We start from the raw sequence: 22,141 nt of genomic DNA on the forward strand, positions 1-22,141 counted from the left end.
AACTGCACCGACAGACCGTGCAGCTCCATGTAGTCGCGGTAGGCGTTCGCGGCGAAGATCTCGTTCGCCGCCACCGAGACCCGGTTGCCGACCGTGACCACCTGCATCTCGATCACGTCGACCTCACCGGAGTCCTCCGGACGGAAGAAGTCCGCCAGGCACAACCGCCGCCCACGCCGCTGGCGCGGGAAAGTGAACCGGGTCCGCTCCCCACCGTCCTCACCCAGGATGATCAGGTCATCGCCCTTGGACACGCACGGGAAGTAGCCGTAGACGATCGCCGCCTCCAGCATGTTCTCCGTGTGCAACCGGTCCAGCCACATCCGCAACCGCGGCCGGCCCTCGCTCTCCACCAACTCCTCGTACGAGGGGCCGTCACCACGCGTGGACTTCAACCCCCACTGGCCCTTGAAGAGCGCGGCCTCGTCGATCCAGGCCGCGTAGTCCTTGAGCGGGGTGCCCTTGATGATGCGGGTGCCCCAGAACGGCGGCGTGGGGACCGGGTTGTCGACGACCACGTTCGAGCGGACCGAACCGCGTTCCTCGTCCGGCTCCTCGACAACGAGCGCGGGACGGGCGGCGACCCGCCGCTGCTTCAGCTCGGGCAGCACCGCCCCGGGCACGCCGCGCTTGACGGCGATCAGCGCGTCCATCAGCCGCAGGCCCTCGAAGGCGTCACGGGCGTAGCGGACCTCGCCCTCGTAGATCTCGTGCAGATCCTGCTCGACGTAGGCGCGGGTGAGCGCGGCGCCGCCGAGGATGACGGGGTAGTCGGCGGCCATCTTGCGGGCGTTGAGCTCCTGGAGGTTCTCCTTCATGATCACGGTGGATTTCACGAGGAGCCCGGACATGCCGATCACGTCGGCCCTGTGCTCGGTCGCCGCCTCCAGGATGGCCGCCACCGGCTGCTTGATACCGAGGTTCACGACGTTGTAGCCGTTGTTGGACAGGATGATGTCGACCAGGTTCTTGCCGATGTCATGCACGTCCCCGCGCACGGTCGCGAGCACGATCGTGCCCTTGCCCTCCGCGTCGGACTTCTCCATATGCGGTTCGAGATAGGCGACAGCGGTCTTCATGACCTCAGCCGACTGGAGTACGAACGGCAGCTGCATCTGGCCGGAGCCGAACAGCTCGCCGACGACCTTCATGCCCTCCAGCAGGGTGTCGTTGACGATCTGCAGAGCCGACTGCCCGGTCAGCGCCTCATCGAGATCGCCCTCCAGGCCGTTCTTCTCCCCGTCGATGATTCGCCGCTGCAACCGCTCGTCCAGCGGCAGCGCCGCCAACTCCTCCGCCCGCCCGGCCTTCACGGACTTCATGTCGACGCCCTCGAACGCCTCCAAGAAGGCCTGGAGCGGGTCGTAGCCCTCCCGCCGCCGGTCGTAGACCAGATCCAGCGCGATCTCCCGCTGCTCCTCCGGGATCCGCGCAATCGGCACGATCTTCGCCGCGTGCACGATCGCGGAATCCAGGCCGGCCTCGACGCACTCATTGAGGAAGACCGAGTTCAGGACGACGCGGGCGGCCGGGTTCAGGCCGAAGGAGATGTTCGACAGGCCCAGCGTCGTCTGCACCAGCGGATGCCGGCGCTTCAGCTCACGAATCGCCTCGATCGTGGCGATCCCGTCCTTGCGGGACTCCTCCTGACCCGTCGCGATCGTGAACGTCAGGCAGTCCACGAGGATGTCGCACTCGTTGATCCCCCAATTGGTCGTGAGATCGTTGATAAGGCGTTCGGCGACGGCAACCTTGTGCTCGCTGGTGCGGGCCTGGCCTTCCTCATCGATGGTCAGCGCGATCAGCGCGGCACCGTGCTCGGAGGCCAGCGCGGTCACCTGCGCGAAACGTGAGTCAGGTCCGTCGCCGTCCTCGTAGTTGACCGAGTTGATGACGGCCCGCCCGCCCAGCTTCTCCAACCCCGCCCGCAACACCGGCACCTCGGTGGAGTCCAGCACGATCGGCAGGGTGGAAGCGGTGGCGAAACGCCCCGCCACCTCGGCCATATCCGCAGCCCCGTCGCGGCCGACGTAGTCCACGCACAGGTCGAGCAGGTGCGCACCCTCGCGGATCTGGTCGCGGGCCATCTCCACGCAGTCGTCCCAGCGGCCCTCCAACATCGCCTCACGGAACTTCTTCGACCCGTTGGCGTTCGTCCGCTCACCGATCGCGAGATACGACGCGTCCTGCCGGAAGGACACCGACTGGTACAGCGACGCGGCACCCGGCTCGAATGCCGGGTTGCGCGGTATGACCTCCAGCCCCCTGACCCGCTCGACGACCTGCCGCAGGTGCTCCGGCGTCGTGCCGCAGCAACCCCCCACCAGCGACAACCCGTACTCGCGCACGAACGTCTCGTGCGCGTCGGCCAACTCCTCCGGCGACAGCGGGTAGTGCGCCCCGTCCTTGCCCAACACCGGCAGGCCGGCGTTCGGCATGCACGAGACGGCGATCCGCGCGTGCTGCGCCAGATACCGCAGGTGCTCGCCCATCTCGGCCGGGCCCGTCGCGCAGTTCAGGCCGATCATGTCGATGCCCAGCGGCTCCAGCGCGGTGAGCGCCGCACCGATCTCCGACCCGAGCAGCATCGTGCCCGTCGTCTCGACGGTCACATGCGTGATGATCGGCAGTACGGTCCCCAACTTCCGCATCGCGCGGTGCGCTCCCAGGACCGCGGCCTTGGTCTGGAGCAGATCCTGACTGGTCTCCACCAGGATCGCGTCCGCGCCGCCTTCCACCAGTCCGGCCACGTTGGCCTCGTAACCGTCCCGGAGCACTGCGTACGGCGCGTGGCCGAGGGTTGGCAGCTTCGTGCCGGGGCCGACGGAGCCGAGCACCCAGCGCGGGCGGTCCGGCGTCGCGAAGTCGTCCGCCACCTCACGCGCCAATCGCGCGCCGGCAACCGACAGCTCGTGAATGCGGCCCGGGATGTCGTACTCCCCCAGCGCCGCCAGGTTCGCCCCGAACGTGTTCGTCTCGACGCAGTCCACACCCGCCGCGAAGTACTCCTCGTGCACCGACCGCACGATGTCCGGACGGGTCACGTTCAGAACCTCGTTGCACCCCTCCAGATTCTCGAAGTCGTCCAGCGACGGATCCTGCGCCTGCAACATCGTGCCCATAGCGCCGTCGCCCACGACCACCCTGGTCGCGAACGCCCGGCGCAGGTCGCGTCCCCGGCCGGTCATGACAGCCCCGCAAGGGCGGGCTCGATCTCGACCGCGGCGGCCACGCCGTACGTGCGCTCCAGCCGGTGCAGCAGTTCGACGGCGCCGAGCTTGTACTCCTGGGGGCCGACGGATTCGAGGACCGCGGTGGCGAGGACGCAACCGAGCTGTGCCGCCGGTTCGAGGGACAGTCCGGCACCGGTGCCGGCCAGGAACCCCGCCCGGAAGCCGTCACCCACGCCGGTGGGGTCGCCGGGGGTCAGGGTCAGTACCGCGGGGACGTTCAGCGGGGGCTGGTCCTGGCGCGTGATGACGACCCCGCCGGGGCCCAGGGTGGTGATCCAGGTGCCGACCTGCTGGAGCACCTGCTCCGCGGTCCACCCGGTGCGCTCTTGGAGCAGCGCCGCTTCGTACTCGTTGGTGAACAGGTAGGTGGCGCCCTTCACCAGGCGTCGGGCCTGCTCGCCGTCGAGGCGGGCCAGCTGCTGGGAGGGGTCGGCGGCGAACGGCAGGCCGAGGCGTCGGCACTCGTCGGTGTGGCGCAGCATGGCGTCGATGTCGTCGGGTGCGATCACGGCCAGTTCGGCGGTTCCGGCGACCGGGGCGAGGTCGATGTGCTTCGCCTCGGACATGGCGCCGGCGTAGAACGTGGCGATCTGGTTCTGGTCGGCGTCGGTGGTGCACACGAACCGGGCGGTGTGGAGGGTTTCGCTGACGCGGACGGATCCGGTGTCCACCCCGGTCTCGCGCAGCCATGCGTCGTAGTCGGCGAAGTCCTTGCCCGCCGCGCCGACGAGCACGGGCCGCAGGCCCAGTCGGGCCAGGCCGACGGCGATGTTGGCGGCCACTCCCCCGCGCCGCACCTCCAGGGTGTCGGCGAGGAAGGACAGGGAGACCCGGTCGAGGTGGTCGGGCATCAGTTGGTCGGCGAAACGTCCGGGGAAGACCATCAAGTGGTCGGTGGCGATCGATCCGGTGACGGCGATACGCACGACGTCATCTCCTCTTCCTGTGGATGGGGGTCGTCCGGTGTGGGGGTACCTGTCCTTCGGGTAGTGGGACGGCCGGAGGGGCGGTGTGGGGGCCGGTTTCCCGGCGCCGGGGGTCGGGAGCCCGCGGTCAGAGGCCTGCGGCCTCGCGCAGGGCTGCGGCGCGGTCGGTGCGCTCCCAGGTGAAGTCGGGGTGCTCCCGGCCGAAGTGGCCGTACGTGGCCGTCTGGGCGTAGATCGGACGCAGCAGGTCCAGGTCGCGGATGATGGCAGCCGGACGGAGGTCGAAGACGGTGGCGATGGCGTGCTCGATGCGGTCGACGGCGACCTTGGCGGTGCCGAAGGTCTCGACGAACAGGCCCACGGGTTCGGCCTTGCCGATCGCGTAGGCGACCTGGACCTCGCAGCGCTCCGCGAGCCCGGAGGCGACGACGTTCTTGGCCACCCAGCGCATCGCGTACGCGGCCGACCGGTCCACCTTCGACGGGTCCTTGCCGGAGAAGGCACCCCCGCCGTGCCGGGCCATCCCGCCGTACGTGTCGATGATGATCTTCCGGCCGGTCAGTCCCGCGTCGCCCATCGGACCGCCGATCTCGAAGCGTCCGGTGGGGTTGACGAGCAGCCGGTGGCCCTCCGTGTCGAGCTTGATGCCCTCGTTGGCGAGTTCGGCCAGGACGTGGTCGACGACGTACTCGCGGATGTCCGGGGTCAGCAGGCCGTCGAGGCTGATGTCGGCGGCGTGTTGCGAGGACACGACGACGGTGTCGAGCCGTACCGGCCGGCTGCCCCGGTACTCGATGGTGACCTGCGTCTTGCCGTCCGGTCGCAGGTAGGGGATCGAGCCGTCCCTGCGGGCCTGGGAGAGGCGGCGGGAGAGCCGGTGGGCCAGTTCGATGGGCAGCGGCATCAGGTTGGGGGTCTCGTCCGTGGCGTAGCCGAACATCAGGCCCTGGTCGCCCGCACCCTGCTGGTCGAGTTCGCCGTCCTTGTCGCCGGTGCGGTGTTCGTAGGCGTGGTCGACGCCCTGGGCGATGTCGGGTGACTGGCTGCCGAGGGAGACCGAGACGCCGCACGACGCGCCGTCGAAGCCCTTCAGCGAGGAGTCGTAGCCGATCTCCAGGATCTTGGCGCGCACGAGTTGGTCGATGGGCACGTAGGCGGACGTGGTCACCTCGCCCGCGATGTGCACTTGACCGGTGGCGATCAGGGTTTCGACGGCGACCCGGGCGGTGGGGTCCTGCTCCAGCAGGGCGTCCAGGATGGTGTCGCTGATCTGGTCGGCGATCTTGTCAGGGTGGCCTTCGGTCACGGACTCGGAGGTGAACAGGCGTGTCGACATCAGTAAGGTCCTTCGGTCAGCGGGTGGTCGGTTCGGTGCCGGGCGTGGTCGGTGCGGTGGCGAACGGGGACGGTGCGGCCAGGGCCCGGGTGACGAGCGCTTCGGCGGCGCCGGTGTAGGCGGTGGGGTCGAGCAGGTTCTCCAGGGCCTTGTCGTCGAGGCAGCGGGCGACGTCCGGGTCCGCGCGCAGGAGGTCGGACAGCGGCCGACCGTCCTGGACGGCCGTCCGGGAGGCGGCGCTGAGCAGGGCCTTGGCGCGGGCCCGGCCCAGGTGCGGGGCCAGGACCGCCGCCAGGCGTTCGGTCACCACCTGGCTGCCGGTCAGCGCCAGGTTCTCGCGCATCCGGCCGGGGCTGACGACAAGTCCGGCGGCGAGCTCGGCGGCCGTGTGGGCGGCGCCGCCCGTCAGCCGCAGGCTCTCGCGCAGCAGCAGCCATTCGGCGTGCCAGGGGCCGGCCGAGCGCTCGTCCTCGGAGATCAGGCACTGGGTCAGTCCGGTGGCCAGCAGGGGGACCTGCAGGGCCGCGCTGCGGATGAGGGTCGCCAGCACGGGGTTGCGTTTGTGGGGCATCGCCGAGGAGCTGCCGCGCCCGGCGACGGCGGGCTCGGTGACCTCGCCGATCTCGGTCCGGGTCAGCACCTGCACATCGGCGGCGATCTTCCCCAGCGCCCCGGCGGTGAAGGCCAGAGCCGCCGCCACGTCCGCGACGGGGGTGCGCAGCGCGTGCCAGGGCAGGACCGGGCGGGCCAGGGAGGTCTCGGCGGCGAACCGGTCGACGAGCAGGTCGACATAGCGATCCGGGTCGTCCGGCGGACCGTCGGGCGTCGCGTACTCCAGGTAGCCGGCCAGGGTGCCCGCCGCGCCGCCGAGCGAGACCGGCAGCGTCCGCTCCACGGCGCGCAGCCGGAATCCGGCGTCCAGGACCAGGGCCCGCCAGCCCGCGGCCTTGAGTCCGAACGTGGTCGGGACCGCGTGCAGGGCCAGGGTGCGGCCCGCCATGACGCTGCCGCGGTGCTGTTCGGCGAGCAGGGCCAGGTCCGCGGCGGTCCGCTCCAGGTCGGCGCCGATCAGCCGCAGCGCGTCGCGGCACACCAGCATGACGCCGGTGTCCAGGACGTCCTGGCTGGTCGATCCCCGGTGCACGTACTCGGCCGCGGCGGGGTCGGTGGCCGCGACCGCCGCGGTGAGGGCCTGGACCAGGCCCACGACGGGGTTGGCGGTCTCCCGGCAGGCCCGGGCCAGCGCGCGCAGGTCCATCCGCTCGGCGCGGGCGGCGCGGGTGATCGCCTCGGCGGCCGGTGCGGGCATCGTGCCCAGCGCCGCCTGGGCGCGGGCCAGCGCCGCCTCCGCGTCGAGCATCGCCTGGAGCCACGCGCGGTCGCAGACCGCCTCCTCGACCAGAACGCCGACGCGTACCGGGGACAGCAGCCCGCTGTCGGTTCCGCCGTCGAAGTCCTCGCTCATGACGCCACCTCCGCCAGGCCGTCGTGGTAGTGCCCGGCACCGCGGCCGGCCCGGGCGGGGACCAGGGCCAGCACCGCGTGGGCGATGGCGTCGGAGTCGCCGAGTGTCACGGAGTTGACGCCGGGCCGGATCCCGGCCGCCGTCACCCAGTGCACGGATTCGGTGGGGACGCCGTAGGCGAAGCGCCGGGGGTGGGCGCGGCCGTGGACGTCCACCGTGCGGTAGGGGCGTTCGGTGACGGCCAGGCCTCCGGTCTCGTACTCGGTGCCGCAGCTTCCCTCCAGCCGGTACGGGACGGCCTGTCCGCTGGTGAGCAGATGGCGCAGCAGGGCGTCGCCGGTGCGCCGGAGGTCGGGTTCCGGCAGCCGGGCCTCGATCAGGACGCCGGAGCGGACGGGTTCGGTGCCGAGGGTTTTGGAGACGGCCACGAACGCGGGGTGGCGGCCGGTGTCGATCCCGATCTCCAGGTCCGGGCCGATGATGTCCACCACCCCGGCCTCGATCAGGGCCCGCAGTTCCTCGATGCGCGAGACGGGCGGGCCGATGGACAGGTAGGCGTTGAGCGGGGTGTACCAGCCCTGGAGGTCGTCGCGGTAGGAGTTGCCCTCCAGGCCGCCGTGGTCGACCGCGAGCCGGATCTCGTTGCGCAGATCCCGCAGCACGTCCAGGGCCGCTTTGACCGGTCCGCTGAGGTTGCCGGCCCGGGCGTCGCGCACGTCCTGCGCCAGGTGGTCGAGGAGCCAGTCCCGGAAGGTGTGGCGCTCGTCGAACCGGCGGTCCGCGAGCGGCCGGGACAGGGCCTTCCAGTTCCAGCGGTCGCCTTCGGCGATGCCGAAGTCGTCGAGCACGATCCGTTCGCTCTCTCCGGCTTCCGCCCCCAGGTAGCGGCGGACGAAGCTCAGGGCGGCGGTGGTCTGGCCGCGCGCGATCAGCAGCGTCTCGTAGTAGACGCTCTCGACCTCCTTGGCGATCAGCGGCCACAGGTCCGTTCCGAAGTGGACGCGCTCGGCGTCGACGGCGCGGCGGCGCAGCCGGCCGATCGTCAGCGGAGTGAGCACCCGGGGGATGTACCGCCCGTGCGCGCCCTTCTCGTTCTCGCCGCGTGCGTGGTAGGGCAGGCCGCGCCGGGAGCCGGCCCGGATGTGCGGCTCCTGTCCCGACGGGTGGTAGACGAGCGTGCCGTCCGGCCGCGGTTCGAAGGTGCCGCCGCGCCCGCGGGTGAGCAGGGCCATCTGGTCGAAGAAGTTCAGCCCCAACCCCCGCACCAGGACGGTCTGTCCGGCCTTGACGGCGCACAGGTCGAGGTCGGCGGGGTTGGCCGGGCCCTGGTACGTCAGGCCGTGGGCGGCGGCGGTGCGGGCCCACTCCTCCTCGCGGGCGGTCGGGCGGGACGGTACGTGCCCCTGGGCCAGGACGACGGCGTCCAGCCCCCGCAGCCGGGTGCCGTCGGCCAGGGTGAGGGTCTGCGCGGTGCCGGGGACACCGCCGGTGTCCTCCAGCGCCACGGCCCGGGTGCGGTGTTCGCGCACGGTGCAGTGGTCCGGCGCCCTGTCCCGCACCTGCTGGTAGACGTCCGCGAGGTAGCGGCCGTAGAAGGCGCGGGTGGGGTAGGAGTCGGGGGCGAGGTCGCGGGCCTCGGCCCGGGTGCGGTCGTCGTAGCGGTCCGTGCGGTCCGCCAGCACGGCGGACCGGGCCCATTCGTACAGGCTGGGGCCGTGTTCGACGGGCCCGTCCATCTCGACGCTGTCGTCCGTGAAGACGGTGACCTGCGAGGCGACGGTGTTCATCAGCAGCAGCGCGGACTGCGTGGTCCGCCAGACCCGCCCGGGGCCGGGCGGGAAGGGGTCGACGACGTGGATGACGACCGATCGGTGGGACGGGCGGGCGCGTTCGTTGGCGCAGAGCCGTTCCAGGACCGACAGTCCGCGCGGTCCCGCGCCCACCACGCAGATTTCCAGATCTCGTGCGGTCATATCCGCCTCCCGGTCGTGGGCCGTCCGGCCCCGGTCACTCGTGCCACCAGATCGCCCGGGTCGGTGGGCAGCTGGTTCCCGCGCCAGGCGACGTGCTGGTCCGGTCGGATGAGGACCAGGTCCCGTTCGTACAGGTCACGGGCGGGCCGGTCCTCGACGTCCAATATCTGCAAGGGCATGCCGTGCGCCTGGGCCGCGGCGAGCAGCGGTTTGCCGCTGGGGGGTTCGGGACCGAGGCGCAGCAGGGTGTAGCCGGGCGTGAAGCGGTCGAACAGGGAGCTGCCCTGCCCGTGCCAGTCGTCCAGCCACAGGTGGGGGGTGCGGCCGCCGGGCACGCTCGTCGGCAGGTACAGGCCCCAGGGGTCGCCCGGGGTCTCGGCGTCCGCGTCGGGGGCGATGATCGGTGATCCGTCGTAGCGGACGCCGAGCTGGACCCCGATGGAGTCCGTGCGTTCGCCGTGGCAGCGCAGCAGGCCGCCGACCCGGTCGCGGGCCTCCACGCCCTCGGGGGTGTCGGCGTCCAGGGCGGCCGGCCGCTCGATCCCGGCGACCGCGTGGTGCAGTTCCCGGGCGGCGGCGGTGTTGCGCAGCGCGATCGGCCGGCGTTCGCTGCCGTACGTCGCGAGCAGGTCCGGGCCGCCCCAGCCCTGCAGGACGGCGGCGAGTTTCCAGGCGAGGTTGGCGGCGTCGTCGACCCCGGTGTTCAGTGCGAACCCGCCGTCCGGGGTCGACGGGTGGGCGGCGTCGCCCGCCAGCAGGACGCGTCCTTTGACGAAGCGCTCCGCGACCAGCGACGCGCCGGGCGACCAGGAGCTGTGGCCGAGCACCTCGACGGGCAGGTCGGTGCCCGCGGCCCGGCGGACCAGGTCGGTGAGTCGGGTCGCGTCGGCGGTGTCGGGGTCCACCGAACTGGTCAGCAGCAGGAACTCGTCCTTCCCGTTGAGCGCGACGAGGTTGGCGAGGAGGTCGGCGTTCATCGCCCAGTAGCTTCCGGCGGGCCGCCCGGCGAGCACCTCGTGGTGGAAGGTGGGCAGGCGCAGGTGCGCCGCGGTCCCCCGGGGTGCGGTGTCCGGCCGGCCGGGCGGCCCGGCGGGACGGCCCTCGTAGTGGATGCCCAGCTCCTGCTGGACGAAGTCGGGCCCTTCGTCGCTGACGACGGCGTACGACGCGACCCACTCCTCGTCGGGGTGGCCCGGGTGCCCGGCGCGGACGCGGACCTGCTCGGCGTCCTGATCGAGCCCGGTGATCTGCCGGCCGCCGCACAGGCTGATGTTGGGGCGGGTCCTGGCGTGCTCGGCGAGGAAGTCCTCGACGGACGTCTGGTCGGCGCGGTGGACCGGCTCGGGGAGCTGGTCGGTGCGCGGGGCCGCCGCGACCTGCCGCAGCCGCTGGGTCAAGGTGGGCTGCGGCAGCCGGGACATCTCGGGGGTGTTGTACCGGGTGAAGTAGGCGATGTCGGTGGGGTGGCCGCCGGGCAGGCCGAGCCGCCGGATCGGGCCGGACAGACCCAGCCGCCGGTAGTGCTCCATCGTCCGCGCGTCGTGGGTGGCGCCGCGCGGCTCGTCGCGCCGGGGCCGGCCGGTGCCGAAGACCGTGCTGGGGATGCCGTGGTGGTCGAGGAAGAGGGCGAGCATCAGTCCGACCGGTCCGCCGCCGGCGATCGCGACGGGAGTCCGCAGCCGTTCACTCATCTAGTCACGCCCTCCCGGTCGGACCGCCGCGCGCGCACCGCGTGCCAGCGCGAGGTCGAGGGCCGCGCCCAGGGCGGCGGCGGGCCGGACCTGCCCCGCCAGCCAGCGCATCGCGACATGGCCGTCCGGGCGGACCAGGACCGCTCCCTCGTCGCCGTGACCGCGCAGCTCCGTCCAGGCGCCGTCGTCGTCCCAGGGCCCGTCGCCGGTTCCGACGGCGTACGCGGTCACCGGGACCCCGCAGGTGTCCGCCAGCTTCTCGGCGGCCGCGAGCCAGGGGGCGCCGGCCGAGCCGGCGAGCAGCAGGAACGAGCCGCCGGTGAGCAGGTGGTGGGTGGAGATCCGCTGCCCGGCGTGGCGCAGCCAGGCGTGCGGCAGCCGGGCCCCGGGGCGGGCGCCCTGGACGTACTCCAGGCCGAGCGGGTCCTGTACGGGGCGCTCGGTGCCGTCGTCGCCGACGAAGCCGGCGTCCGCGTAGTCGTAGCCCATCTCCAGGCCCAGGTGCTCGGTGGTGATGCGGTTGGTGGCGAAGTACTCGCGCTGCACGGCCCGCCGGGTCGCGCCGTCGGGAGTGTCGGAGAACAGCGCCGTCATCTGGGCGCGGTTCCACTCCGGGCGGGCTCCTTGCACCACCCCGGTGCCCGAGGTGAACGCGATCTGGTTGAACAGCGAGTACAGCGCCCGCTCCACGACCCGTTCGGCCACCGGGCGGCGCTCGGCCTCGTAGCTGTCGAGCAGCGCGGGCTCGGCCCGCCCGTCGAGGACGTGGGCGAGCTTCCAGGCGAGGTTGTGGGCGTCCTGGACGCCGGTGTTCAGACCCAGCGCGCCGGACGGCGGATGGCGGTGGGCGGCGTCACCGACGAGCAGGACCCGGCCGGAGCGGAAGCGCTCGGCGACGGTGCCCTCCACCGGCCAGCGGCTGATGCTGCGGACGTCCATGGGGTGGTCGTCGGGGAGTTTCAGGGTGCGGCGCACCATCTTGACGATCGTCTCGTCGTCGAGGGCGGCCGCGCCCTCGGCGCCGGGCGGCCGGGAGAACATCAGCGTCCACTCCTCGGAGTGCCGCCCCCAGCGGCGCGGTCCCATCGGCACCACGCCGCAGTGCTCCAGCGTCCCGTCGTCCGACAGGCTCGACACGCGGTTGACGACGGCGTCGTCGTACGGGATGAACTGCGAGAAGTCCGCCCGCACATGCAGGTTGATCCACTCCAGGAACGTCGGGGTGCCCGTCATGCGGATGCCGCGCAGCCGGCTGACGGTCTTGCCGCCGTCGGCGGCGATCACGTACCCGGCCCGGATCCGGAACGTCCGGTCGGCGGTGCGGTCCCGCACGGTGGCGGTGACCCCGTCCGCGTCCTCGTCGAGTCCGACCAGCTCGTGGTGGAAGAGCAGCTGCCCGGGGCCCCGTTCCTCCGCGTGCCGGCGCAGCAGCGGCTCCAGCCACCGCTGGCCGAGGTTGGCGTGCGGGTAGGCGGAGGCGCGGGCGTAGCGTTCGGCCAGTTCCCCGCCGCCGTAGGCGCTGGTGCGGTGGAGCACCTTGCGGTCGTAGGGTGCGTCGCCGCCCAGGCTGGACAGCCACACCATCGCCCCGCAGTTCTGCGGCGGGGCGCCTTCGCGGTAGATGTCGTCGGCCACGCCGAGCTGCCCGAACACCTCCATGGTGCGGGCGTTGAGCAGGTGCGCCTTGGGCAGCGTCGAGGTCCCGGGGTGGCGTTCGACGAGCAGGGAGCTGACGCCGAGCCCGGACAGGGCCAGGGAGGCCGTGAGCCCCGACCCGCCTCCGCCCACGATGAGTACGGGGGTGTGCCGGTCGGCCGGATCGGGTCGACGGGATGAGTTCATCACGCTTCCTTCGGTTCGCGTTGTCGCGGGCCGGCCGGACCCCGGGCTACGCCGGTGCCGCGACCAGCAGGCTCGTTTCGAGGGCCATCGGGGTGACGGATTCCAGTCGCAGCCCGGCGCCGTCCAGGACGGCCCGGTAGCCGTCGAGGGTGCGTTCGCGGCCGCCGGCGGCCATGAGCAGGTGCAGGTCCCACAGCAGGGCCAGCAGCCCGGAGCCGTCCGTGGGGATGACCCGCTCCACGATCAGCAGCCGGCCGGCCGCGGGCATCGCCCGGCGGATGACGGAGAGCATCCGCACGCACCGCTCGTCGTCCCAGTCCTGCAGGACCCGGGAGAGCAGATACACATCCGCCCCCGGCGGGACCTCGCGAAAGACGTCCCCGGCGACCGTCTGCCAGCGGTCGGGCCCCACCGCGCCCAGCAGGTGCTCGCGTGCGACGGGGGTCATGTGCGGCAGGTCGAACAGCACACCGCGCAGCTGCGGGTGGGCGCGCAGGACGGTGGCCAGCAGCATCCCGCTGCCCCCGGCGACGTCGACGACGGTGCGGCAGGCGGTGAAGTCGTGGGCCGCCAGGACGTCGGGGAAGAACACGTTGCCGGCGTTCATCGCCTTCTGGAACTTCTCCCCCGCGCCCGGTTCCGTCTCCAGATAGCCGCGCAGCGGGGTGCCGAAGGCCACGGCGAACCCGGAGGTGCCGGTGCGCAGTGCGGGGACCACCTGTCCCCAGGCGCGGTGGAACTCCTCGCCGTAGATGACCGCCATGTCGCGCATCGAGCGGGCGTCGTCCGCGCGCAGCAGTTCGCTGACCGCGGTGAGCCGGTAGCCGTCCGCGGTGTCCTCGAAGACGCCCATGGCGGTCGCCAGCCGCAGCAGGCGCTCGATGCCGTCCTCGTCGCAGCCGGCCGCCGCGGCGATCTTCGCGGCCGTGGTGTGGCCGGCGGCGATGTGGTCGGGGAGGTTGAGTGCCGCGACCGCGTAGAGCGCTTGGGCCTGCCAAGCGCCGGTGAGGATGTCCACCACGCGGCGTGCGGGGTGCCCGTCGGCCATGTCGTCGAACCTTTCGGTGGGTGGGTCGTGGCAAGGGGGCGCCGGACGGGCCCTGGGGGCGGGCGGTGGCGTGTGCGGCCGGCCCTACGCCGTGGGCAGGTGCTGTGCGCGGCGGGCGGTGCCCTCCGCCGCGGGCCGGCTGAGCAGGTCCTGGTGCGCCGTGCGCAGCTGCCGCTTGAGGACCTTGCCGGTCGGGCCGACCGGCAGGCCGCCGCGGTCGGGGGCGACGACGAGGGCGCTCAGCGGGGCCAGTCCGCGTGCGGCCAGCGCCTGGTTGCAGTGCTCCAGCAGCTCCTCGGGGGCGTCGTGGGGGCCAGGGCCGTCGGCGTACAGGACCACGGCGGCCGGCCGCTGGGCCCCGGGGGCCTCGGGGTCGTCCACGGCGACGACCGCGGCGTCCAGCGCCTGGGTGGTGAGCAGCACCACCTCTTCCAGGGGCAGGCTGTACACCGGGCCGTCGGCGGTGCGGATCACGTCGGGGGTGCGGTCGAGGTGGTACCACTGGCCGTCGCCCTCGCGGCGGACGACGTCCCCGGTCAGGAAGTAGCCGTTGCGCACGGACTCCTTGCCCAGGTCGGGGTCGTCCCAGTAGCCGGGGGTGATGCTGGGGGTGCGGACCGCGAGCAGTCCGGCCTCGCCGTCCGGCAGCGGCCGGCCCTGCTCGTCGAGGACCGCGGCGTCCTGCACGGCCTTGATGGGACGGCCGATGAGCCGCCCGAAGCGGGCCGACTGCGGGGTGAAGACCTGCCGGAACAGCACCATGCCCATCTCGGAGGAGCCCAGCCCGTCGACGTACGCCGAGCCGGCCAGCGCCTTGTTGCCGTCGCGGCGGGTGCCCAGCGCGGTCAGCGGGCGGATGTGGCGTTCGTGGGAGGCGTCGCCCATGCCGTTCCAGGTGTGGATGTTGCGGGCCGCCTCCGGGGTGATGCGGGTGGGGTCGATCTCGGCCAGGGTCAGCGGGAAGCCCAGCACGAAGGTGGGGTGGAACCAGTTGACGGCCCGTGCGGTCGAGGCGCCGTCCGCCCCGTCCAGCAGCAGCGTCGGGATGCCCAGCATCAGGGCCATGCTGAGGTAGCTGATGCCCGCCGAGTGGCTGTGCGGCAGCGCGGTCAGCATCCGGTCGGAGCGCAGCGAGGGGAAGGTCCACAGGCGTTCGCGCTTGCCGTTGAAGAACGAGCGGTGGGTGAAGACCGGGGCCTTGGGCCGCCCGGTGGTGCCCGAGGAGTGCGAGATCATCACCAGGTCGTCGGGCTGGTGGCGGTAGGGGAACGCGGTCAGCGGCGCGGGCGGCAGCGGAGCCGTCTCGTCGAGCCGGACGATGTCCTCCGTCAGCAGCGGCCGGTCGGGCGCCGCGTCCGGCACCGACCACGACGCGGCGCAGCCGGCCAGCAGGTCCGCGTCGCCCACCAGGACCGTCGCCTTGGTGCGGCGGAAGTACTCGGCCGCGGTGTCGATGGCCATGACGGGGTTGCAGTGCACCGCGACCGCGCCGAGGCTGGTGATCGCGATGTGGTGCAGCAGTCCGAGCAGCCCGTCGCGGGTGAAGACCCCGACGTGGGCGGCCGGGCGCACCCCGTGGGTGCGGTACCAGTGGGCGTAGCGGATCGCGGTGACGCGGATGTCGTTGAGGGACACGCCGGGCATCTCGCCCTCGTCCCAGGTCGGTGACGTGGTGTCGGGGTGGAACAGGATCGGCCGGTCCCGGTCGCGGGCGGTGCGCCAGGTGTGCCAGAAGAAGTCGCCCGCACCGAGCTGGCGGTCCGTCGCCAGGCGCAGGCGCTGGGTGACGGTGCGGTGGGTCCCGAGGAGGTTCATCCGTGTGCCTTTCTTACTCGTGCCGTCGGTGGGGAGCGTTCAGCCCTCGGGGCAGAGGGACCCGGCCCGGGACGCGTTGAGCGTGATGCGCAGCCACTCGCCCAGCGCCCGGGTGCGGATGTCGCAGGGGATGCCGCCGCCGGCGGCCAGGGGGGCCGCGCCGCGCAGCGCGTGGGCCAGCCGGCGGCCGAACCCGGGGTCGGCGGCGGTCAGCCCGGATTCCGCGAACCGGCTGCGCAGCCGTTCCACCAGGGTCTGGGCGTCGGGGCCGAACTGGATCGAGCAGATGCCCGCGGACGTCGTGCCGACCAGGAGCAGGCCCAGTTCGCACTCGGCGAGCGCGTAGCCGATGCGCTCGCCGCGCCCGTGGTTCTTGAAGGTGCTGGGCGTCATGCCCAGCAGGTTCTGCGCCAGGGCGTAGAAGTTGCCGCTGGAGTTGAACCCGGCCTCGTAGATGGCCTCGGTGATGGTCTCGGTCCTGGGGATCTCCCGCCGCAGCCGGTCGGCGCGGCAGGCGGCGGCGTACGCCTTGGGGGTGACGCCCGTCAGGGCGGTGAACAGGCGGTGGAAGTGGAACCGGCTGAAGCCGGTCGCGTCGGCGAGCTCGCTGAGCGAGGGGGCCGGGCCCGGCCCTTCCATCAGCCGGCACGACCGGACGACCGCGGCGGTGTGCGGGTCGTACAGCGCCTGGTCCGGCCGGCAGCGCCGGCAGGGCCGGAAGCCCGCGCGCTCGGCGGCCTGGGGGTCGGGGAAGAACACGGTGTTGGCGCGGCGGGCGTGCCGGGACCCGCAGGAGGGCCGGCTGTAGGTGCCGGTGGTCACCACCGAGTAGCAGAACGCCGCGTCGGCGCGCCGGTCCCGGCGCAGCACCGCCCGCCAGCGGGCGTCGTCGTCGGGGAACTCCCGGGTCTGGGGCGGCCCCGCCGCCGCACCCCCCTGGGGCGGGCGCGAGCGGCCGGCCGGTCGTGTTCTGCGCGCCGCGTCGGACGCTCGCTCCCGCATCGGTCACGTCTCCAGGCAGAACTCGTTGATCGGGTAGCCGACGTGGCGGTCCGCGACGGGCAGGTAGCCCAGGACCTTGTCGCCCGGCTTGAGCTCCGTGCTGTTGAGGACGACGCCGCCGGGGCCGAGCACCCGCACGTGCCAGTCGTCCTGCAGGATCAGGTTGGCGGTGCGGCCGTCGGGGCCGGCCGCGTCGATGGAGATGAGCGGACGGCTCTCGATCTTGACGCGCCCCACGACCACCAGCCGGGTCTTGCCGTGGATGTCCACGGCCGTGACCTTGCTGCCGGCCTTCAGCTCGCTCAGGTAGTTGGTGCGCTCGTTCTGGCCGAGGGTGTAGGAGTGGATGGCCCCGGCGTTGACCCGGAAGGGGCGGGTGGGCATGTAGGGCAGCGGGTGGGTCTCGCTGACGCACAGGATCATGCCCTTGGACGACGAGCCGACGAGGATGCCCTCGTCCTTGCCGAAGTAGGCGGCGGTGTCGACGCAGGCCCGGTCGCCCATGCCGACGTGCGCGGTCGCGGTGATCTCCAGTTCGACCAGTTCCAGGTCCGGCACACCGCCCTCGCCGGCCCGCTTGAGGCCGGTGGCGTCGCCGACCGCGGCCGGCGCCATGAGCACGCCGTCGGAGCCGAGTTCGAGGACGCCGTAGATGATCTCCGCTTCCTCGACGTCGTGGGCGACGGTGATCAGGCTGCCCTCGGCCTTGGCGGCGGCCGCGATGACGATCTCCAGCGGGATCTTCGTCGGGTCGCGGAAGTCCAGCACGCTCCACTTCTCGGTGCGGCCGGAGCGGCAGGCCTGCTCCAGCGACTCGGCGTCCACGATCTCGACGTAGCGGCCGAACTCCACCTCGGGGTGGCGCAGCGCCAGCTCGGCGGGCTCGCCGTGCTTGGCCGGCTCGACGATGACGACGTCGGCGGCGCCGAAGTCCTCGGGGAGCTTCTCCCCCTGGGGGAAGAGGATCTTCTTCACGGTCGGCGGGAGGGCGGCGAAGTCCGCCGGGTCGGCGGCGAGGATCCCGTCGATCCGGGCGTGGATCGCCTCTTCGACGATGGCGTCTTTGGCCGATCCGATGGAACGGACGTCTATCCAGCTGAGCTTCACAGGGCACCTGCCATTCGGGCGGAGGGGGTGGGAAGGAGGGGGCCGGGGTGTTTGTGGACGATGCCGGCCAGTTCGAAGACGGTGGCGCGCGGCGCGGTGGCACCGAACACCCGCCGTCCGACGGCCAGTCCGCTGCACCCGACGGCCAGCGCCGAGGTGGCGAAGTCGGTCAGGCTGCCGGAGCGGGCGCCGCCCGCCACGATGATCGGCAGCGGGGAGCTGTCGATCACGTCGGCCATCCGTTCGGCCGGGGAGGCGAAGACCGTCTTGACGATGTCGACCCCGAGGTCGGCGGCGATGTTGACGACATGCGACAGCAGGACGGGGTCGGTGGGGTCGGTGACCCGCGGACCGCGCGGGTAGATCATGGCGAGCAGCGGCATGCCCCAGCGGTCGCACGCCGCGGCGACCGCGCCCAGGTCGGCGAGTTGGGCCGCCTCGGTGTCGGAGCCGATGTTCACATGCACGCTCACCGCGTCGGCGCCGAGCCGCAGGGCGTCCTCGACGTCCCCGACCAGCACCTTGGCGTCGGCGTCCGGGCTGTGGGCGGTACTGGCGCTCAGGTGGACGATCAGCGAGCAGTCCGCGAGCAGTTCGGGGTCGATGACGCGGGCCCGGCCCTTGTGCACGACGATGCCGTCGGCACCGCCGGCCACCACGTCCCGGACCAGTTCGTCGAAGCGGTCGGCGGTGGCGATCGGTCCGTCGGACACGGAGTGGTCGAGCGGCACGAACAGGTACCGGCCGTCCCCGTGTCCGGACAGTCGGGTCAAGCGCAGCAGTTTTCCCGTGGAGCTCGTTCTCATCATCGGGCACTCCCTTGTGCGACACGTGCTGGAGGTCGGCGCTCGGGCTGCGGGCGAACGGAGGTCGTGGATCGACGCGTCGATCCGTCCGCACGACGGCCGGCGGCCGGGCAGCGGTTCGATTGCGCGCGGTACGGCGCCCTGGGACGGGTCGACGACGGTTCCGGAACCGCGGTGGCGCTCCCGTGGGGGCGCCGGTTTCCCGGGTGTTCCGCTGTCGGGCTCTGCCGCTCATCGTCGACCGGAAGACTCTTTTTCAGGAGGTCTTCGTGTCATGCGAATAGCATGTCACCGGGAACACCAGGAATTGCACAGAGTTTCTACAGACAAGCGGAATGCGGAGGTCCAGGAATTTGCGGCACAAAAAAGCGGCGGCACGGACCCTGGGGTCCGTGCCGCCACTGCGTGAAATGGTCGAACCTTTATGACGTCTTTTCCCGCGTCGGCCGGAAGCCGTGGAAGGCGAACAGTCCTGCCGCCACCACCAGGGCGCCCAGCAGATACAGCGCCAGTTGGATCCCGTCGGCCAGGTCGGCCGCGTGGCCGGGGCCCGCGCCGTGCGCGCGGCTGGAGGCGATGGGCACCAGCACGGCCACCCCGACCGCGATGCCCAGCTGGAACGACGTCTGGCGCACACCGGCCGCCAGGCCCTGCTCATGGTTGGCGACGCCCGTGGTGGCAGCGAGGGTGGAGGTGATGGTGGTCGCCATGAACGCCATCCCCATCGGGAGCAGCACCACGGCGAAGAGCCCGATGTTCGGCGCGGCGGACACCTGCGAGGCGACCAGCGCGATCAGCAGACCGGACAGCACCGTCGCGGCCGTGATGGAGCCGCGCAGCCCGATACGGCCGATCAGCCGCCCGACGAAGAAACCGAACGCGATGTTCAGGATTCCGACCGGGGCGACAATGAGTCCGGCTTTCAGCGGCGAGTAATGCAGCACCTGCTGCAGATACATGGTCACCAGCAGGTACGCGGAGCCGGAACTGACCCCGGAGAATACCGAGACGACATTGGCCGCGCGCAGCGTACGGGACCGGAAAAGACCCAGCCGGACCAGCGGCTCGGGGTGCCGGGTCTCGTACCAGAGAAATACCGCGAGCAGAGCGGCACCGGCCAGGAGCGGAATGAGGAATGCGGCCGACGTCCAGCCGGACGCCACGCCCTGCGCGGGTGCCGCGACCACCAGGGAGACCCCGACCGTGATCAGGATCGCGCCCACCACGTCGATGCGGTGCGGCTGCCGGGCGGCACGGGCGATGAACTTCGGCGCGAGCGCGGCCACCAGGAACCCGACGGGCACGGTCGCGTAGAACACGCCCTTCCAGCCCCACTCGCGCACCAGGATCCCGCTCAGCACCAGGCCGCTGACGAAGCCCAGGACGGTCGCGATGCCGAACTTGCTCATCGCCTTGACCCGCTGCGGTCCTTCGGGGACGGAGGTGGTCAGCAGCGCCAGCGCCGTCGGCGCGATCAGCGCCGCCGAGAAGCCCTGCAGGGCGCGGCCGGCCACCAGCATCACCGCGCTCTGGGCCATCCCGCACATCAGGGAGGTCAGCGCGAAGCCGACCATGCCGATCGCGAAGACCCGGCGCCGGCCCAGCAGGTCGCCGATGCGCCCGCACAGGATGAGCGCGCCGCCGAAGGCGACGTTGTACGCGGTGATGACGCCCTGCACCCCCGCCTGCGAGAAGCCGAGCTCCCGCTGGATGTCCGGGATGGCGACCGTCACGATCGAGGCGTCGAGCATCACCATGAACTGCGCGCACAGCATCAGCGCGAGTCCGACTCCCGCCCACCGGGGTCCCGCCTGGCGGGTCGCTGTGTCCGCCGCGGCCGCCGGAGCGTCCGCGCGGGCCGTGGTCCGCACCTGCATGACGAGGTCCCTTCTCGTTTGACGTCCTGGCCGACGTGAGCCGGTGAAGACAGAACACCGGCCACGTCCGATCGGTTGCACGGCGCCGCACCTTTTCCTGCCGGCCGCGCGCAAAGGACGCGATCACCTCTCCACTGTGCTCCGCCGCCGCGGCCGGTGCTGGCGGGAATCGGACACGGCACTCCGCCGGATCCGGACACCCCAGCGCCCGCAGGAAACACCGTTGACCTGCGCAGACGTGGCGATGATGATTCGGCCGCAACAACCTGAGCGCGCCGGAGCGGGCAGATCCGTAGCCTGCTGCGGTCAGCGCTCGCAGACTCGCACCGAGGACGGTCGGCATGCCGGAACACGACGTCACCGCACGCACTCCCGTCGCCATCATCGGCGGCGGACCCGTCGGCCTGGCCCTCGCCCTGCTGCTGGACGCCCAGGGCGTGCCGTGCGTGGTGTTCGACGAGGGCGACGCCTCCTTCGACCACCCGCGGGGCAACACCCACAACGCCCGCACCATGGAGCACTACCGGCGGCTGGGCATCGCCGACCCGATCCGCGCCCTGGGCCTGCCGGAGCACCAGGCGACGGACGTCGTCTACTTCACCCGCTACAGCGGATACGAACTGGCCGCGCTGCCGATGCCGTCCGGCGCGGAGAAGCGGAAGGCCGTCGCCTCCGCCCCCGCCGACGACCAGGTGCCCGAGCCGCTGCACCGAGCCAACCAGATGTACGTCGAGCGGTTCCTGGTCGCCCACGCACGGACCCGGCCCCGCATCACCCTGCGCTACGGGGTGCGGATCGACGAGATCCAGCCGGACGCGGACGGGGTGAGCGTGAGGCACGCCGGCGGTAGCACCCGGGCGCGGTACGTCGTCGGCTGCGACGGCGGGCGCAGCCTCGTCCGGCGCTCGGCCGGCATCGCGTACACCGGCGAACGCACCCTGGACCAGGACATCCTGGGCCGCAAGGCCACCGCCGCGTACCTGCGGCTGCCGACCCTGCGCCGGGACCTGCTCGGCGGGCGGGACGCCTGGAGCTACTGGGCCGTCAACGCCGACGTGGTGGTCAACCTCATCGCCCTGGACGGCGCGGACGAGTTCTGCCTGCTGACCAGCTCCCTGGACCCGGACGCCTTCGACGCCGGACAGCTCGTGCGGATCGTGCGGTCCGCGGCCGGCACCGACCTGCCGGTGGAGGTGCTCGGCCACCGGGCGTGGACGCCCGGGGCGGCGCTGGTCGCCGAGAGCTTCGGCGCGGGGCGGGTCTTCCTCGCCGGCGACGCGGCCCACCTGTTCACCCCGACCGGCGGGTTCGGCATGAACACCGGGATCGACGACGCCGCGAACCTGGCGTGGAAACTGGCCGCCGCGACGCACGGCTGGGGCGGCCCCGGGCTGCTGGACTCCTACAGCGCCGAACGCCGTCCGGTCGCCCTGCGCAACACCGCGGCGGCCCGGGCCCTGAACCAGAACCTCGGCGCGATCGACCGCCCGGCCGCCCTGGATGACGACTCGCCGGCCGGAGCGCACGCCCGGGCGGCCGCCGCTGCCCTGCTCGGCACCCTCGGCGAGCAGTTCGCGTCCATCGGCGTGCAGCTCGGGGCCCGGTACGACGGCTCCCCCGTCATCCGCGCCGAGGACGGCGACACTCCGCCGCCCGACTCGCTCACCGTCTACACCCCCAGCGGCGTCCCGGGCGGCCGCGCCCCGCACCTGTGGCTGGACGCCGGGCGCGAGAGGGGCAGTTCGCTGTACGACCGGCTCGGCACCGGCTTCACGCTGCTGCGCCTGGGGGCGTCACCGCCGGACGGCGCCGCGCTGTGCGCCGCCGCGGCCGACCGCGGGGTGCCGCTGACGGTCCTGGACGTGCCCGGACCCGTCGGGCGGCAGCTGTACGGCCGCCCGCTGGCCCTCGTCCGGCCCGACCAGCACCTGGCGTGGCGCGGCGACCGTCTGCCGCGCGACGCCGGCGCCCTGCTGGACCAGGTCACCGGCGCCGGCTGAATCCGGCGGGTCCCGCACCG

Annotated in this window: 14 protein-coding genes; 1 reads left to right on the forward strand and 13 read right to left on the reverse strand. The window is 72.5% G+C overall.

The features are described 5' to 3' along the window. The 13 genes from metH to ABZ721_RS04155 all read right to left on the reverse strand — a co-directional run. Positions 1-3,188, reverse strand: a 3,188-nt coding sequence (gene metH / locus ABZ721_RS04095; protein WP_358786999.1) for a methionine synthase, incomplete at its 3' end; no start/stop codon positions are given. Next, complete coding sequence (locus ABZ721_RS04100) at positions 3,185-4,159, reverse strand: carbohydrate kinase family protein (protein ID WP_358787000.1); 975 nt, start codon at positions 4,157-4,159, stop codon at positions 3,185-3,187. The genes metH and ABZ721_RS04100, both read right to left, overlap by 4 nt. Positions 4,160-4,286: 127 nt before the next feature. Further along, positions 4,287-5,495 (reverse strand): methionine adenosyltransferase, encoded by a 1,209-nt coding sequence (metK, locus tag ABZ721_RS04105; protein WP_358787001.1) that lies wholly within the window; start codon positions 5,493-5,495, stop codon positions 4,287-4,289. A 16-nt stretch (positions 5,496-5,511) separates the two neighbouring features. Then, positions 5,512-6,960, reverse strand: a complete 1,449-nt coding sequence (pcaB, locus tag ABZ721_RS04110; protein WP_358787002.1) for a 3-carboxy-cis,cis-muconate cycloisomerase — start codon at positions 6,958-6,960, stop codon at positions 5,512-5,514. Continuing rightward, positions 6,957-8,933, reverse strand: a complete 1,977-nt coding sequence (locus tag ABZ721_RS04115) for an FAD/NAD(P)-binding protein (RefSeq protein WP_358787003.1) — start codon at positions 8,931-8,933, stop codon at positions 6,957-6,959. Before ABZ721_RS04115 ends, pcaB begins: the two co-directional genes overlap by 4 nt. Then, positions 8,930-10,624, reverse strand: a complete 1,695-nt coding sequence (locus ABZ721_RS04120; RefSeq protein ID WP_358787004.1) for an FAD-dependent monooxygenase — start codon at positions 10,622-10,624, stop codon at positions 8,930-8,932. Before ABZ721_RS04120 ends, ABZ721_RS04115 begins: the two co-directional genes overlap by 4 nt. After that, on the reverse strand, positions 10,625-12,466 hold the full coding sequence (locus ABZ721_RS04125) for an FAD-dependent monooxygenase (protein WP_358787005.1): 1,842 nt from the start codon (positions 12,464-12,466) through the stop codon (positions 10,625-10,627). Positions 12,467-12,512: 46 nt separating this feature from the next. Then, positions 12,513-13,514: a methyltransferase gene (locus tag ABZ721_RS04130; RefSeq protein ID WP_358787006.1), complete on the reverse strand. Its 1,002-nt coding sequence runs from the start codon at positions 13,512-13,514 to the stop codon at positions 12,513-12,515. An 84-nt stretch (positions 13,515-13,598) separates the two neighbouring features. After that, a complete protein-coding gene (locus tag ABZ721_RS04135; RefSeq protein ID WP_358787007.1) occupies positions 13,599-15,329 on the reverse strand; it encodes a class I adenylate-forming enzyme family protein in 1,731 nt (576 codons plus the stop codon). A 39-nt stretch (positions 15,330-15,368) separates the two neighbouring features. Next, on the reverse strand, positions 15,369-16,331 hold the full coding sequence (locus ABZ721_RS04140; RefSeq protein ID WP_358787008.1) for an Ada metal-binding domain-containing protein: 963 nt from the start codon (positions 16,329-16,331) through the stop codon (positions 15,369-15,371). A gap of 3 nt (positions 16,332-16,334) precedes the next feature. Then, entirely contained in the window at positions 16,335-17,438 is a 1,104-nt protein-coding gene (locus ABZ721_RS04145; RefSeq protein ID WP_358787009.1) for a 3-dehydroquinate synthase II family protein, read from the reverse strand. Continuing rightward, positions 17,435-18,244 carry a 2-amino-3,7-dideoxy-D-threo-hept-6-ulosonate synthase gene (locus ABZ721_RS04150; protein ID WP_358787254.1) on the reverse strand — a complete coding sequence of 270 codons (810 nt, stop codon included), beginning with the start codon at positions 18,242-18,244 and terminating at the stop codon, positions 17,435-17,437. Before ABZ721_RS04150 ends, ABZ721_RS04145 begins: the two co-directional genes overlap by 4 nt. Positions 18,245-18,666: 422 nt before the next feature. Beyond that, entirely contained in the window at positions 18,667-20,121 is a 1,455-nt protein-coding gene (locus tag ABZ721_RS04155) for an MFS transporter (protein WP_358787010.1), read from the reverse strand. Positions 20,122-20,462: 341 nt separating this feature from the next. Here ABZ721_RS04155 and ABZ721_RS04160 point away from each other — a divergent pair, with 341 nt between their 5' ends. After that, positions 20,463-22,121 (forward strand): FAD-dependent monooxygenase, encoded by a 1,659-nt coding sequence (locus ABZ721_RS04160; protein ID WP_358787011.1) that lies wholly within the window; start codon positions 20,463-20,465, stop codon positions 22,119-22,121. Positions 22,122-22,141 lie beyond the last annotated feature (20 nt).

The organism is Streptomyces sp. NPDC006733, assembly GCF_040636125.1.
In the GTDB taxonomy this organism is placed as follows: domain Bacteria; phylum Actinomycetota; class Actinomycetes; order Streptomycetales; family Streptomycetaceae; genus Actinacidiphila.

Excerpts from the sequence above, each read along its gene's own strand:
- metK (WP_358787001.1), bottom strand. The coding sequence starts at position 5,495 with ATGTCGACACGCCTGTTCACCTCCGAGTCCGTGACCGAAGGCCACCCT.
- pcaB (WP_358787002.1), bottom strand. The coding sequence starts at position 6,960 with ATGAGCGAGGACTTCGACGGCGGAACCGACAGCGGGCTGCTGTCCCCG.
- ABZ721_RS04115 (WP_358787003.1), bottom strand. The coding sequence starts at position 8,933 with ATGACCGCACGAGATCTGGAAATCTGCGTGGTGGGCGCGGGACCGCGC.
- ABZ721_RS04120 (WP_358787004.1), bottom strand. The coding sequence starts at position 10,624 with ATGAGTGAACGGCTGCGGACTCCCGTCGCGATCGCCGGCGGCGGACCG.
- ABZ721_RS04125 (WP_358787005.1), bottom strand. The coding sequence starts at position 12,466 with ATGAACTCATCCCGTCGACCCGATCCGGCCGACCGGCACACCCCCGTA.
- ABZ721_RS04130 (WP_358787006.1), bottom strand. The coding sequence starts at position 13,514 with ATGGCCGACGGGCACCCCGCACGCCGCGTGGTGGACATCCTCACCGGC.
- ABZ721_RS04135 (WP_358787007.1), bottom strand. The coding sequence starts at position 15,329 with ATGAACCTCCTCGGGACCCACCGCACCGTCACCCAGCGCCTGCGCCTG.
- ABZ721_RS04140 (WP_358787008.1), bottom strand. The coding sequence starts at position 16,331 with ATGCGGGAGCGAGCGTCCGACGCGGCGCGCAGAACACGACCGGCCGGC.
- ABZ721_RS04150 (WP_358787254.1), bottom strand. The coding sequence starts at position 18,244 with ATGAGAACGAGCTCCACGGGAAAACTGCTGCGCTTGACCCGACTGTCC.
- ABZ721_RS04155 (WP_358787010.1), bottom strand. The coding sequence starts at position 20,121 with ATGCAGGTGCGGACCACGGCCCGCGCGGACGCTCCGGCGGCCGCGGCG.
- ABZ721_RS04160 (WP_358787011.1), top strand. The coding sequence starts at position 20,463 with ATGCCGGAACACGACGTCACCGCACGCACTCCCGTCGCCATCATCGGC.